General features: G+C 69.6%; 9 protein-coding genes. 7 read left to right on the forward strand and 2 right to left on the reverse strand.

The window, feature by feature from the left end; genetic code table 11:
• Positions 1–23: 23 nt before the first annotated feature.
• Positions 24–1,013, forward strand: coding sequence for an OmpA/MotB family protein (locus ACGTNG_RS08160; RefSeq protein ID WP_394576514.1), 990 nt, complete (start codon positions 24–26; stop codon positions 1,011–1,013).
• 40 nt (positions 1,014–1,053) lie between these two features.
• Here ACGTNG_RS08160 and ACGTNG_RS08165 read toward each other — a convergent pair whose 3' ends face one another.
• Entirely contained in the window at positions 1,054–1,596 is a 543-nt protein-coding gene (locus ACGTNG_RS08165; RefSeq protein WP_394576515.1) for a FlgO family outer membrane protein, read from the reverse strand.
• A 149-nt stretch (positions 1,597–1,745) separates the two neighbouring features.
• On the opposite strand from ACGTNG_RS08165, the gene ACGTNG_RS08170 reads away from it, so the two are divergent.
• Together ACGTNG_RS08170 and ACGTNG_RS08175 are read left to right on the forward strand one after the other, a co-directional pair.
• Positions 1,746–1,973, forward strand: a complete 228-nt coding sequence (locus tag ACGTNG_RS08170) for a DUF2835 domain-containing protein (RefSeq protein ID WP_394576516.1) — start codon at positions 1,746–1,748, stop codon at positions 1,971–1,973.
• A 275-nt stretch (positions 1,974–2,248) separates the two neighbouring features.
• Positions 2,249–6,235: an EAL domain-containing protein gene (locus ACGTNG_RS08175; protein WP_394576517.1), complete on the forward strand. Its 3,987-nt coding sequence runs from the start codon at positions 2,249–2,251 to the stop codon at positions 6,233–6,235.
• Between the two features lie 51 nt (positions 6,236–6,286).
• On the opposite strand, the gene ACGTNG_RS08180 is transcribed toward ACGTNG_RS08175, so the two are convergent.
• Entirely contained in the window at positions 6,287–7,078 is a 792-nt protein-coding gene (locus ACGTNG_RS08180) for a helix-turn-helix transcriptional regulator (protein ID WP_394576518.1), read from the reverse strand.
• Positions 7,079–7,200: 122 nt separating this feature from the next.
• Here ACGTNG_RS08180 and lhpI point away from each other — a divergent pair, with 122 nt between their 5' ends.
• From lhpI to putA, 4 genes are all read left to right on the forward strand, one after another.
• Complete coding sequence (lhpI, locus tag ACGTNG_RS08185; RefSeq protein ID WP_394576519.1) at positions 7,201–8,163, forward strand: bifunctional Delta(1)-pyrroline-2-carboxylate/Delta(1)-piperideine-2-carboxylate reductase; 963 nt, start codon at positions 7,201–7,203, stop codon at positions 8,161–8,163.
• An 84-nt stretch (positions 8,164–8,247) separates the two neighbouring features.
• Positions 8,248–9,711 (forward strand): Na+/H+ antiporter NhaC, encoded by a 1,464-nt coding sequence (gene nhaC / locus ACGTNG_RS08190; protein WP_394576520.1) that lies wholly within the window; start codon positions 8,248–8,250, stop codon positions 9,709–9,711.
• Complete coding sequence (locus ACGTNG_RS08195) at positions 9,711–11,012, forward strand: NAD(P)/FAD-dependent oxidoreductase (protein ID WP_394576521.1); 1,302 nt, start codon at positions 9,711–9,713, stop codon at positions 11,010–11,012. The genes nhaC and ACGTNG_RS08195 overlap by 1 nt, the downstream gene beginning before the upstream one ends.
• Before the next feature lie 166 nt (positions 11,013–11,178).
• Positions 11,179–14,844 (forward strand): bifunctional proline dehydrogenase/L-glutamate gamma-semialdehyde dehydrogenase PutA, encoded by a 3,666-nt coding sequence (putA, locus tag ACGTNG_RS08200; RefSeq protein WP_394576522.1) that lies wholly within the window; start codon positions 11,179–11,181, stop codon positions 14,842–14,844.
• The last annotated feature ends 24 nt before the right edge of the window (positions 14,845–14,868 follow it).

The following is a 14,868-nucleotide window of genomic DNA, read 5'->3' on the forward strand; positions in this document are numbered from 1 at the left end:
ACAGGAGCGCCCGGAGGGGACCCATGATCGATGAGCACCGCGGGCGAGGCCGCCACGATTCCCTGATGCGTCCCCTGCCGGCGGAGGACGACGCCAGCGGCTGGATGGTCAGCTACGTCGACATCATGACCCTGCTGGTGGCCCTGCTGGTGCTGATCATCACCCTGGGTGAGCTGGGCGCCGGGGCCGCCACGCCGGAGGCCGCCGACACCGATGCGCCCACCGCGCCGACGGCGACGCTCGATCTCGGCGTGCCGCTTCCCGAGCCGCTGCGGCGGGTCATGGCCGAGCGGGAGGCTCTCTCCGCCGCGCCCGGTGCCCTGTCACGCCATGCCATCACGGCCGCACTGGGGGTGGCCGGCCTGCCGGCGGCGCCCCCCGCGCCGCCCCCGCCGCTGCTGGCCGCCGTCGAGGCTCAGGATAAGGAGCAGGATGCGCCCTCCGTCGACGGCTACCGGTGGCTGATGTCGGCCGGTGTCGATCTCACCCAACCGCTCGCCGACTACCTGGTGGTACTCACCGACGCCCCCCCACTGGGCGTCGAGGCGGTCGACGCGGCCGCCCTCGAGGGCGCGCAGGCGGTGAATGAGGCGCTCGAGGAGGCCCCCTATCTCGCGGACCTGGACGGCATGGAGGTGTCGCGCATTCCCGAGGGGGTAAGGCTGCGGGTCGAGGATCGCCTGCTGTTTCCGACCGCGGAGGCCGAGCTGACCGAGGAGGGGCGGGCCCTGGTGGCGGAGAGGCTCGCCGAGATGGTGCGGCGTCATCCGGGGGAGGTGGCGGTGGAGGGGCACTCCGACAGCCGCGCGATCCGCACCGAGCGCTTCCCCTCCAACTGGGCGCTCTCCAGCGCCCGCGCGATCGCCATCGTCGAGGCGCTGGTGGCGGCCGGCGTCGCCCCGACGCGGCTGCGCGCCGTGGGCCTGGCGGATACCCGGCCCCTGGCCAGTAATGCCACGGCCGAGGGGCGCGCCCGCAACCGCCGGGTAGAGGTGGTGATCCAGGCGCGCTGATCGCAATCCAGCGCGGACTCAGCGCGGGCTCGGCGGGGCCTTAACGAGTGCCCAGCAGCGCCCTCAGATCGTCGTTGAGATGCAGCGAGAGGCCGCGGCTCGCCAGCACCCGGTCGGTGCGCAGGTCCACCACGCGCAGGGCCAGCAAGAGGCGCTCGTGGCCGCGGGCGTAGGTGCCGAGCAGCATCGTCCTGGCGCCCTCGCTGGCCCCCAGGCGTCGTATCCGCCGTGTCAGCAGGCCGTAACTGCCCTCCATGACCAGCAGCTGCCCACCGTCGATCAACACCTCGCGCACCGGCATCCCGGCCCGGGCCAGCGCCGCGGTCGAGAGCTCCGCGGCGATGCGGTTGAACGGCGTCGAGGGGACACCGCCCGCCACGTCGATGAAGGAGGCCGTGATCATTGGGCCCTGCTCGGGGAGGTCGGGAAATGCCTCGACCATCTCGTGCATGGCTGTAGCAAGGGCGTCGGACAGTCCAGGGGCGGGGGGCGCATTGTAGAGCGCACGCTGGTGGTGGGCGCAGCCTCCGAGGCTCAACAGCAGGATCAGCAGCAGGCAGGCCAGGCGCAGGGGGGTGAGCATGATGGTGGCGTCTCCCGAGAGGATATCGCTCCCTACTTCGGCGGATCGTCCGGGAACTTGAAGGCGGTCAAGGTGCCAGCGCCGGTGGCGGGGCAGGAGTGGTAGAGTATTAGCTAACATGGTTGGAGCGACACGCCAGCGGAACCCTCATGCCCAGTATCGACGTAGTGATCGAGCTTTCCTACGAGGCCTGCCTGGCGCACTACACCGGGCAGGTGGCTCAGGTGCAGACTCGCAGCCTGGACGGCCGCCGGGTGGTGTTTCCCGCCGAGGCACTCAGGCGGGTGGTGACCCGCGACGGTGTGCATGGCCGCTTTCGGCTCACCTTCACCGAGGCCGGACGCTTCTGCGCGATTCAGCGGCTGGGCGTGTCCTGAGGCCGGTTTCATCGTGATGGCATTCCTGCATGAGTGTTGGCCTATCGTCCGCCCGAGAGGCGCTCGTCGGGTCGATTGCCGTCAAGTTGTGGCGACGGTGGCCGATAGCCTGAGGTGGAGAAGCAGAGGGCTCGGTGTGTCTTCGCCCAATGAATGAGGCCCCATGGCTGGTGCCCCGACGCGAATCCCCTCATCCTCTGAGCCTTCTGGACCGGGTGACAATGGAGGACGCCACTCCAGGTCAGCCGTTGCCCACGTGCAGGGAGCACACCACCATGCCCTTCAAGACCCGCGATATCGCCCTGGACAGCTGGCTGCTGATGGTCTCGGCGGCCTTCGTGCTGATGGGTCTGGTCGGGTTGGTGCAGTGGTGGCATGCCCCCGTGCCGACCCTGCTGACCCCGGATGCCGCCCTGGCCATCCTGCTCGGCGGCGGCGGCCTGCTGGCCGCGGTGCAGCAGTGGCGGCGAGTGCGCCTCGCGGCCGGTATCGCGCTGCTGGCGATGATGCTCTACACGCTCTCGCACAACGCCCTGCTCGGGGGTAATCAGGCGGGTGTCTCCTGGCTGTCGGGCGGTGCGCGCCTCTCCTCCTGGTCGGCCGCGATGATGGCGATGACGGCTCTTTGCCTCTCGGCAGGGCTCGGGCGGCCCGGACGGCGGCGGCTCTGGCAGATGGTGGGACTGCTGCTGCTCGCCTATGGACTCCTGGTGCTCGTCGTGAGGCTTCTCGCCCCCGCCGGGGGCTGGGGCCTGCAGGAGCTGACCGCCTCTCCCTGGCTGGTGGCACCGTTCTCGCTGCTGTATGGCGCCGCCATGCTGGCGGTCAGCGCCCGGGGAAACGCCTCGCCCCTCGAACTGGGCCGCACCGCGATCATGGCCGGCCTGGTCGGGATTCTGGTCAGCAGCCTGGCCTGGTATCTGCTCAGCGGCCAACAGCAGCAGCGGGTTCACCAGCAGGCGGAGTATCTGCTCGATAGCGTGCGCCTCAATGCCGACCAGCTGATGCACTCCTACCTGCAGCAGATGCAGCGCATGGCCGAGCGCCTGGACGCGTCCGCCGAGGAGCGTGACACGGCCGGACCGATCCAAGATGCGGCCCATTATCTGCGTGATATCACGAGCCTCGAGGTCATCGGCCTGCTGGAGCATCGCCACGACTGGCGCTGGCAGCAGTCGCGCAACGATGCGGCGCGGCGCTGGCTGATGCGCTGGATGCAGGACGCCCGCGTCGGCGACTGGTTGAGTCTCTCCTTTCCCGAACCTCACATGATGGTGCCCGATGAGGCGGAGCCGGGCCTGGCGATCCTGGCGATCGCCATCCCGAGCCGCGATCAGCAGCTGGTGGCCGTGCTGGACATGGCGACCCTCCTGGATCGCGAGCTGCGTGTCCAGCTGGGCGATTTCCAGTTGAGCCTCGCCCGCGACGGCGAGCTGCTGACCGCCCTGGCCGGCCCTGGCCGAGTCGCGGGCGATATGGCCGGCGCGCCTACCCTGGCAGCACGCCATATCGGCCTGCCCGGTGGGACCATGCTCAGTCCCTCCGTGCATGCCTGGCCCGGGATGGGCGGGCTGCAGGCCGGCATGGTGCCGTCGGCCGTGGCCATGGGCGGGCTGACGCTGAGTTACCTGCTGGTCTTCAGCCTGGGCATGGTGCGCCTGGTGGTGGGGCGCTCACGGGACCTGGTGGCGGCACGGGAGCAGCTCGAGCAGCAGCAGCGCATTCAGGCGATGATCGTCGAGGAGGCGCCGCTCGACCAGACGCTCGAGGCCATCTGCCGGATGCTCGAGGCCCAGCTGCAGGGGGGGATCTGCTCGATTATGCAGGCCGATCTCGAAGGGCGCCGGCTGCACCTGGTCGCGGGCGATCGGCTGTCGGAGATATACCGACAGGCGATCGCCTCGGTGCCCATCGGCGCGGACATCGGCGCCTGCGGAAGCTCCGCCCACCGCCGTGAGCTGGTGGTCTGCAAGGACCTCGCCCGCGACCCCCGATGGGAAGGATTTTATGACCTGGCGGAAAGCGAGGGGCTCAGGGCCTGCTGGTCCTACCCGGTGATTGCCCGCGATGGTCGGCTGCTGGGCACCTTCGCCACCTACTACCGACGCCCGGCGGCGCCGGGCAGCCACGAGCTCGAGCGCATCGTCCAGGCCGTGGACCTGGTGGCCCTGGCCATGGAGCGCGCGCAGGATCGGCGATCGCTGTGGGAGAGCGAGCAGCGCTATCGGTCATTGTTCACCTACAATCCGGATGCGGTGTTCTCCATGGACCTGCAGGGTCACTTCGTCACCGCCAACGATCACTGCGCCGACCTGACCGGCTACTCCATCGAGGCGCTACGGGGCACTCACTTTTCCGAATTCCTCCAGCCGGACGATCTGGCGGCGGTGCAGCAGAAATTCGAGCTCACGGGGGCCGGAGAGCCCTGCCGCTACGAGCTGCAGGTGCCCCATCGCGACGGCACGCTGCGCCGGCTGGATCTCAGCACGCTGCCGGTGGTGGTCGATGAGCGCATCATCGGGGTCTATGGCATCGCCAAGGACGTCACCCAGCGGCGGGAGCACGAGACGCGGCTGAGGATCCTGGAGCGCGGCGTGGAGGCCAGCGTCAACGGCGTGCTGATCGCCGATGCGGGCGTGCCCGGCCTGCCGATCATCTATGCCAACGACGCCTTCCAGCGCATGACGGGCTATGCCCGGGAAGAGTTGATCGGGCGCAATGCGCGTTTCCTGCAGGGCAGCGAGACCGACCCGGCGGCGGTGCATAAGATTCGCCGTGAGCTGGCGCAACAGCGCGAGGTACACGTCACCCTCTGCAACTATCGCAAGGACGGTACGCCGTTCTGGAACGATCTCTATATCTCCCCGGTGCGCGACGAGCAGGGATTCGTGACCCACTACGTGGGTATCCAGCACGACATCTCCGAGCAGAAGGCCTATGAGTCGCATCTGGCCTATCACGCCGGTCACGATGCCCTGACGGGGCTGGCTAACCGGACGCTGCTCGAGGATCGGCTGATGCACGACGTCGAGCTGGCCAGGCGCCAGGGCAAGCGACTGGCGGTGCTCTTCCTCGACCTCGATGAGTTCAAGCCGATCAACGACAGCCTTGGGCATGCCGTGGGTGATGAGCTGCTGCGCGGGGTCGCGCAGCGCCTGTCGGCGGCGATGCGGCCGGGCGATACCCTGGCGCGCCTGGGTGGCGACGAGTTCGTGGCGCTGCTGCCGGACCTTCACGACCCCGCCGAGGCGAAGGAGGTCGCCGAGCGCCTGCTGTCGATCGTGGCCCGGCCCTATCGGGTCGGCGAGAACGAGCTCTCGCTGTCGTGCAGCATCGGCATCGCCGTCAGTGGTGCCGAGGTTGAGCAGCCCCTCGAACTCATCCAGCAGGCCGACATGGCCATGTATCGCGCCAAGCAGCAGGGGCGGAATGCCTGCCAGTGGTTCACCCCGGAGATCATCCACCGGATGGGCGATCGCGTGACGCTGCGCAACGACCTCCAGGAGGCGATCGAGACGCGTGCCTTCGAGCTCCACTATCAGCCGCTGATCGATCGCGAGGGGAAAGTGGCGGGCGTGGAGGCGCTGCTGCGCTGGCCCCACCCCCTGCGCGGCTATGTCTCGCCCGCCCAGTTCATTCCCCTGGCCGAGGAGACCGGACAGATCATCCCGATCAGCGAGTGGGTGCTGTCCAGGGCCTGCCAGGATCTGCGTCAGCTCGACCGGGTGGGACAGGGCACTCTGAACGTCGCGGTCAACCTCTCGCCGCTGCAGTTTCACCGCGCGAGCTTTCTCGGCAATCTGCGCGAGACCCTGGCGGTGACCGGGCTGCCGGCTCCCCAGCTGTCGCTGGAGCTGACCGAGGGCGTGCTGATGAACGATACCGAAGGCGCCATCGAGACCCTGCACGCCCTCAGGGCGATGGGCGTGGGCGTCGCCATCGATGACTTCGGCACCGGCTTCTCCAGCCTCAGCTACCTCAAGAACCTGCCCATCGACCGGGTCAAGATCGATCGCAGCTTCGTCTGCGGGGTCGCCGACAGCGCGGAGGACGCGGCGATCATCCAGGGCATCATCTCCATGGCCCATCATCTCGGGCTCAAGGTGGTCGCCGAGGGCATCGAGCACGAGCAGCAGCACTACCTGCTGAAGGCCCATGGCTGCGATCTCTTCCAGGGCTATCACTTCGCCCGTCCGATGCCGCTCGAATCGCTCATCGACTTTCTCGCCGAGCATCGTCCGCTCTCGGTCGACGACACCTAGGTCGTTGCCGGCCCGGCCCACGCGCGAGAGCCGTCACCCCGGCGATGGCGTTCAGCGCGACCTTCGCTCCTCACTGGGCGAGCGACCCGCCCGGCGCCGATAGGCCCGCGAGAAACTCGAGACGTCGGCGAAGCCCAGGTCGAGTGCGATGTCGCCCACCGGGCGGCGGGTCTGGCACAGCCAGTAGCGCGCCCACTGCAGGCGCCGGTTCATCACGTACTGCTGCGGGGTCAGGCCGAACTGGCGTTGGCACAGCAGGTGCAGCTGGCTCTGGCCGAGGTGCATCGCCTCGGCCAGCGCCGGGTTGTCCGGCGGCCGGGCCAGGCGCTCGTCGATGAAGGCGTCGAGGGCCGAGGCGGAGAGTCGGCTGCGCCGGGTCGCCTCGAGAGTGTCCTGGGCGAGCAGCTGACAGAACTGGCTGACGAAGAGCACCGCCAGCTGGTGGTTGACCAGGGTGCGCTGTTCGGCGGTGTGTGCGGCCTTGAGCCGCTCGGTGGCGAACTCGACCATCGGCAGTAGGGTCGGGGGCAGGCTGAGCGCTCGGGCCTCGGCGAACAGCGACTCGCGCAGCGCCAGGGAACAGCTCTGTTCCAGGGCGGCCAGGCAGGGGTCGTCGCCATCGAGGTCGATCACCAGCACCTCGCTGTCGTCCTGGCGGCCCAGGTAGGTGTGCGGTTCGCGGTGGGGCAGGATGGCCGCCTGACCGAGCACCAGCCGCTCGCTACCTCGCGTGAACTCGTAGTCCATGGCACCCCGCCACCCCAGCATCAGCTGGTGATGCTCGTGGCAGTGTTCGCCGGAGGAACGGGCGATGCGGTTGCAGTGGACCTGGGTCTGAGTCATGAAGCCCCCTCGGGAGCGGGGCAATAGCGGAGCCTGGGACAACGCTTGCGGAGACAGGATCAAGAGACCGGGAGATGCGCCTCGTAGACTGGCCTGACAAGCACAGTTGAAATGAGGTTGACATGTATCTCGATGCCGAGCAAGTGACCCAGGCGCTGCCCTGGGGCGCCTTGGTGGACGCCCTGGACGACATCTTCACCCGTACCGTGCACTCGCCGGTGCGCCACCACCATCATCTGCAGGTGCCCGGTGACCCGGACGCGACCCTGCTGCTGATGCCGGCCTGGATCGAGGGGCGGTACCTGGGCGTCAAGCAGGTCAATGTCTTTCCCGGCAACAGCGCCCGGGGCTTGCCCGGTCTCACCGGCCATTACCTGCTGAGCTGCGCGCGCACCGGACATCATCTGGCGCAGTTCGACGCCAACGAGCTGACCTCGCGGCGGACGGCGGCGGCCTCGGCCCTGGCCGCCCGCTACCTGGCCCGCGAGGATGCCCGCGAGTTGCTGATGGTCGGCGCCGGGCGCATGGCGCGTCGTCTGATCCCGGCACACCGAGCCATGCGGCCCCTCGAGCGGGTGCGCATCTGGGACATTCACGCGGCCTCGGCACAGGCCCTGGCCGACGAGCTCCAGGCCGAGGGCCTCGATGCCCAGGCGGTTCCGGCGGATGGGCTGGCCGCCGCTGCCGCCAGCGCCGACATCATCAGCTGCGCCACCCTGAGTCGCGATCCCTTGATCGAGGGTGAGTGGCTGACCCCGGGCACTCACCTGGATCTGGTCGGCAGCTTCACGCCCTTCATGCGTGAGGCCGACGACGCGGTGATGCGCCGCGGCGCGGTCTTCGTCGATACCCGCGAGGGCGCGATGAGCGAGACCGGCGACCTGATCGAGCCGCTGAAGACCGGGGTGATCGCGGAGGCGGACATCCTCGCCGACTTCCCCGATCTGTGCGGCAAGCGCCACGCCGGCCGCGCCGCCCTCGAGGAGCCCGACCAGGCGATCACCGTCTTCAAGTCGGTGGGCGCCTCGGTGGAGGATCTCGCCGCCGCCATCCTGGCCTACGAGCGCTGCGCCGAGAAACGCTGAGTACGAGGCGGTTCCCCGCCTCTCCCCGACTCCTGTGACACAACGACAACAGGGCAGGCTCGAGCCTGCCCAGGAGCGCACGACATGACGACGTATCAGGCACCGACCATTCCGATGCCGGGGCTACCCCTGGCCCTCATCCCCATCGTGTTGACCATCGCGCTGCTCGGTGTGCAGATCTTCTACTACGACGACTTCACCCCGCACATCCCCCTGGCCATCGGCTTCGGCATCACCGCGCTGGTCGGCTGGCTGCAAGGCTATCGCTGGAAGGACATCGAATCGGGCGCCTTCCAGGTGCTGCACGTGGCCATGCCGTCCATCGCCACCCTGATCATCGTCGGCATGCTGGTGGGGACCTGGATCGCCAGCGGCACCGTGCCGATGCTGATCTACCTGGGCCTGGATCTGATCGAGCCGAGCTGGTTCCTGGCCGCCGCCATGCTGATGTGCTCGATGGTCTCGCTGTCCATCGGCTCCTCCTGGACCACCGTCGGCACCGTGGGCCTGGCGCTGATCGGCATCGGCGATGCCTTCGGCGTGCCCATCTACTGGACCGCCGGTGCCGTGGTCTCCGGGGCCTTCTTCGGCGACAAGATCTCGCCGCTGTCCGATACCACCAACCTCACCCCCGCGGTCACGGAGACCAACATCTTCGACCATATCCGCTACATGCTGCCGACCACCGTTCCGGCGATGCTGATCGCCCTGGCGATCTATCTGCTCGTCGGGGGGGCCGAGGCGGGAAGCACAGACTCGCTGACACGCATCGAGGTCATCAAGCAGGGGCTGGCCGCGAGCTTCACCATGGGCGTGTGGCAGCTGCTGCCGCTGGTGGTGGTCATCGGCCTGGCCTTCTTCAAGGTGGCGCCGATCCCCGCACTGTTCACCGGGGTGATGCTCGGCGGCGGCGTCGCCATCCTCACCCAGGGCGCGAGTATCCACGAGGCGCTGACGTTTGCCCACAGCGGCTATGTCATCGAGACCGGTACCGCGACCCTGGACAGCCTGCTCAATCGCGGCGGCGTCACGTCCATGACCTGGGTGGTCACCCTGATGATGTTCGCCCTGGCCTTCGGCGGTGCTCTGGAGCGCACCCGCTGTCTGGAGGCGATCGTTGCCGCCATCATGAAGCGTATCAAGAGCTTTCGCGGCCTGCAGACCAGCGCCATCCTGACCTCCATCGCCACCAACGTGGCGTCCGGTGACGTCTACCTGTCCATCGCTTTGCCGGGTCGCATGTACAAGCCCGCCTACGACAAGATCGGCTACTCGCGTCTCAACCTGGCCCGGGCCATCGAGGAGGGCGGCACCCTGGTCTCGCCGCTGGTGCCCTGGAACGCGGGCGGCGCCTTCGTGATGGGCGCGCTGGGACTGGCGGTGACGTCCGGCGACTTCACCGACCTGCTGTACATCCCGCTGGCTTTTGCCTGCTGGCTGTCGCCGCTGATCGGCATCCTCTATGCCCAGCTCGGCTGGTTCTCCAAACGCGCCGAGCCGGTCGAAGCGACATCGGAGGCGGCCATCGCCCCGGGGGAGGCTCGCTGATGGACGGCCTCGACCCTCGCTCCCGGGTCGCCGTAGTGGGCGCCGGCGTGGTGGGCATGACCACCGCGCTGGCCCTGCAGCGCCAGGGCTTCGAGGTCACCGTGCTGGACCCGGAGGCGCCGGGAAGCGGGGCCTCCTACGGCAATGCCGGCTTCCTCGCCACCGAGCTGATCGACCCGCTGGCGACGCCGGCCACCCTGCGCCTGGCGCCACGCCTGCTGCTCGACCCCCACGGGGCGCTGGCCCTGCCGCTCCGCTACCTGCCGAGGCTCACACCCTGGCTGGCGCGGTTCGCCGCGGCCGCCCGTCCTACTCGGGTCACGCAAGGGCGCGAGGCCCTGGCGGCCCTCAATGGCGTGGCGGTGGCCGCCTGGCGGCGCTGCCTGGCCGATATCGGTGCCGAGGAGGAACTGGTCGCCTCGGGCTACCTGCTGGTCTGGGAGTCCCCCGCGGGGCGGGCCAGGGCCCGGGCCCAGATGGCGCACCTGCGCCATTGGGGACACGAGGTGGAGTGGCTCGAGGCGGAGGCGCTTCGCGAGCGTGAGCCGGGGCTGACCGGGGCGCTGAGCCACGGGCTCTTCTGCCCCGGCGGCCACCAGGTACGCGACCCACACGCCCTGGTAACGCGCCTCGCCGAGGCCTTCGTGGCGCGCGGCGGGACGCTGTGCCAGGCCCGGGTGGCGCGGCTCGAGCCCCGGGGCGAGGGCGTGCGGCTGCACACCGACCAGGGGCCGGTCATGGCCGGTCAGGCGGTGGTCGCGGCCGGGGCCTGGAGCCACCGGCTCGCCGCCGGGCTCGGCCTGTCGATTCCGCTGGAGACCGAGCGGGGCTATCACCTGACGCTGCCGGCGCGAGGCCAGGCGCTGCGCCAGCCGGTGGGCTCGGCGGAGCGCCGCTGCGTGATGACGCCCATGGACTGCGGTCTGAGGGTGGTCGGCTTCACCGAGCTCGGCGGGCTCTCGCTGGCCCCGATCAGGCGCCGCTATGGATCGCTGCGCCGCCATGCCGAGGCGTTGCTGCGTGACCCCGCGGGTCTCGACGACACCGCCGAGGAGTGGATGGGCTTCCGGCCGACCCTGCCCGATTCCCTGCCGGTGATCGATACCCATCCGGACCATGCCGGGGTGCACTTCGCCTTCGGCCACCAGCACCTGGGCCTGACCCAGGCGGCGGTCACCGCGGAGCTTCTGGCCGCGCGAATGGCCGGTGAAGCCCCGGCCCTGGACCTCGCTCCCTACCGCGTGACACGCTTTTCGCGGCGTCGGGGAAGGCGTCAGGAGACCGGCCACTGCCCGGCCTAGCGCCACTGCCGTCGGGTTCCTGTGGGCCACCGTTTATTGCGTGACCGAAGCGGGTGGGTGCAACCCCGGCCGGGGCGCCTACGCTAGATGAATGACTTTCGATAACGACGACGGCATCCGAGATCACACTTCGACGATGCGATGCGCGTCGCTAGGGGGACCCTGCATGAATGAAGCCAACTTTCAGCCGCAAGGCAACGTGAGCGAGCTGCGCCAGCGGATTCGCGCCCACTATGCGGCCGACGAGGCCGAGGTGCTCAAGGAGCTCGTCGGGCGTATCGAGCTGTCGGCCGAGGAGCGCCGACGGGTGGCCGAGGCCGGCGCCAACTACGTGGCACGGGTGCGCAAGGAGACCTCGCCGAGCATGATGGAGTCGTTCCTGGCCGAGTACGGGCTCTCCACCGCGGAGGGTGTCGGCCTGATGTGCCTGGCCGAGGCGCTGCTGCGGGTGCCCGATGCCGAGACCATCGACGACCTGATCCACGACAAGATCGAGCCCTCCGACTGGGGCGCGCACCTCGGCAAGTCCTCCTCGTCGATGGTCAACGCCTCGACCTGGGCGCTGATGCTGACCGGCAAGGTGCTCGACGACGATCCCAAGGGGCCGGTGCGCGCGCTGCGTGGCCTGGTGCGCCGCATGGGCGAGCCGGTGGTGCGCACCGCGGTGGGCCAGTCGATGAAGATCCTCGGCCGCCAGTTCGTGCTCGGCCAGACCATCGACGAGGGCATGAAGAACGCCCGTGAGCTCGAGAAGCAGGGCTACACCTACTCCTACGACATGCTGGGCGAGGCGGCGCGCACCGACGACGATGCACTGCGCTATCACGAGGCCTACGCCACGGCGATCGCCGCCATCGCCAAGCAGGCCAAGGGTGACGTGCGCGGCAGCCCCGGTATCTCGGTGAAGCTCTCGGCGCTGCATCCGCGCTACGAGTACACCCATCGCGACACCGTGATGAGCGACCTCGTGCCCCGCGCGCGGGAACTGGTGAAGCAGGCGGCAAAGGCCAACATCGGCTTCAACATCGATGCCGAGGAGCAGGACCGCCTGGACCTGTCGCTGGACGTGATCGAGGAACTGATGTCCGATCCCAGCCTCGACGGCTGGGACGGCTTCGGGATCGTGGTCCAGGCCTACGGACGCCGCGCCGCACCGACGATCGAGGCCCTGCACGAGATGGCCGAGCGCTACGACCGCAAGATCATGGTGCGGCTGGTCAAGGGCGCCTACTGGGACACCGAGATCAAGCTGGCCCAGGAGATGGGCGTCGAGACCTTCCCGGTCTTCACCCGCAAGGTCAACACCGACGTCAGCTACATGGCCTGCGCCAGGATGCTGCTCGAGCGGCGCGATCGCATCTACCCGCAGTTCGCGACCCATAACGCCCACACCTGCGCCGCCATCATCGCCATGGGGGGCGACGACAAGGAGAGCTACGAGTTCCAGCGCCTGCACGGCATGGGCGAGTCGCTGCACCACATCGTCAAGCAGTCGGAGGGCACCCACTGCCGCATCTATGCCCCGGTCGGCGCGCACCGCGACCTGCTGGCCTACCTGGTGCGTCGCCTGCTGGAGAACGGCGCGAACTCCTCGTTCGTCAACCAGGTGGTGGACGACACCATCCCGCCGAGCGAGGTCTCCAAGGATCCGGTGGCCGAGCTCGAGCGCCTGGGCGACGCCATCGCCAGCCCGTCGATTCGCCAGCCCGGTGAGCTGTTCGCCCCCGAGCGCAAGAACTCCCGGGGCTACCGGATCAATGAGCCGGCCTCGATCCTGCCGCTGATCGAGGCCCGCGAGGCCTTCGCCGACACCACCTGGACGGCGGGGCCGATGCTCGCCGGCGGCCCGGCGCCCCAGGGCAAGGCGCGCGATGCGCTCTCTCCTGCCGACACCTCCCGGGTGGTCGGCCAGGTGCATGAGGCGACCAAGGAGGAGGTGGCGGCCGCGCTGGACGCTGCCGAGGATGGCTTCAAGGAGTGGTCGTCACGGCCGGTCGCCGAGCGCGCCGCGGTGCTGCGCCGCACCGCGGATCTGTACGAGGAGCACATCGCCGAGCTGACCGTGATCGCCACCCGCGAGGCCGGCAAGATGATGTTCGACGGCATCGCCGAGGTGCGCGAGGCGGTGGACTTCCTGCGCTACTACGCCAACGAGAGCGAGCGGCTCGAGGCCGAGGAGCCCGGCAGCGCCCGCGGCATCTTCGTCTGCATCAGCCCGTGGAACTTCCCGCTGGCCATCTTCACCGGCCAGATCGCCGCCGCCCTGGGGGCCGGCAACGCGGTGCTCGCCAAGCCCGCCGAGCAGACCCCGCTGATCGCCGCCCGGGCCGTCGAGCTGATGCGCGAGGCCGGCCTGCCCGAGGCGGCGCTGCAGCTGCTGCCCGGTGACGGCCCGACGGTGGGCGGCCCCTTGACCAGCGATCCGCGCATCGCCGGTGTCTGCTTCACCGGCTCCACCGAGGTGGCGCAGATCATCCACAAGGCGCTGGCCCAGAACGCCGGCCCGGACGCGGTCCTGATCGCCGAGACCGGCGGTCTCAACGCCATGATCGTGGACTCCAGCGCCCTGACCGAGCAGGCAGTGCGCGACATCCTGATCTCCTCCTTCCAGTCGGCGGGCCAGCGCTGCTCGGCGCTGCGCATGCTCTACGTCCAGGAGGAGGCGCGCGAGCGGCTCTTGACCATGCTCGACGGCGCCATGGACGCGCTGGTGATCGGCGATCCCTGGAATACCGACACCGACGTCTCGCCGGTGATCGACGCCGAGGCTCAGGCCGATATCACCGCCTACGTGGAGGCGGCCCGCAAGGCCGGCAAGCTGCTCAAGACCCTGCCGGCGCCGGACGTCGGCACCTTCGTCACCCCGGCGGTGGTCGAGGTCGGCGGCATCGAGGATCTGGAGCGCGAGATCTTCGGGCCGGTGCTGCACGTGGCCACCTTCAAGGCGCGGGAGATCGACGAGGTGGTCGATGGGATCAACGCCCGGGGCTACGGCCTGACCTTCGGCCTGCACACCCGCATCGACGATCGCGTGCAGCAGATCGTCGAGCGGATCCACGTCGGCAACGTCTATGTGAACCGCAACCAGATCGGCGCCATCGTCGGCTCCCAGCCCTTCGGCGGCGAGGGGCTCTCGGGCACCGGCCCCAAGGCCGGCGGGCCGCTCTACGTCACCCGCTTTCGCCGCACCGCCGAGGCCGAGCGCGTTGAGGCACCCAGCGGTGATACCGTGTCGCTCGGTGAGCTCCAGTCGGCCCTCGACGGGCTCGACCCGCGCAACTGGGCGGCGCGACCCGATCGGGTCGAGGTGCTGCGCCGGGCGCTTTCCGGCCAGCGCGGCGTGGTCCGCAAGGCGCTGGCCGAGGCCGCGTCCCTGGACATGACGCCGCAGACGCTGCCGGGGCCGACCGGGGAGAGCAACCGGCTGGCGATGTATCCCAAGGGGCCGGTGCTGTGCCTCGGCCCGACGCTGGAGATCGCCGTCGCCCAGGCGGTGCAGGCGCTCGGCGCCGGCTGTCCGGCGCTGATTGTCGCGCCGGGGGCGGCCGAGGCCGTGCAGCCGCTCGAGCGTGCCGGAGCACCGGTCGCCGGGCTCGACGGCCGCGTCTCGGCCGACACGCTGACCGCCGTCGAGGGCATCGTGGCGGTGGCCGCCGCCGGCACCGGCGACTGGACCCGCGCGCTGCGCCTCGCGCTCGCCGAGCGCGAGGGAGCCATCGTGCCGTTGGAGACCCAGGTCATCGCGCCGGAGCGCTACGCGGTGGAGCGTCACCTCTGTATCGACACCACCGCCGCCGGCGGCAACGCCAGCCTGCTGGCCACGGCCGAGTAGGTGCGCCAGCCCGACCGGTAGGCA

It is taken from the genome of Halomonas sp. B23F22_3, assembly GCF_043496965.1.
In the GTDB taxonomy this organism is placed as follows: Bacteria; Pseudomonadota; Gammaproteobacteria; order Pseudomonadales; family Halomonadaceae; genus Halomonas.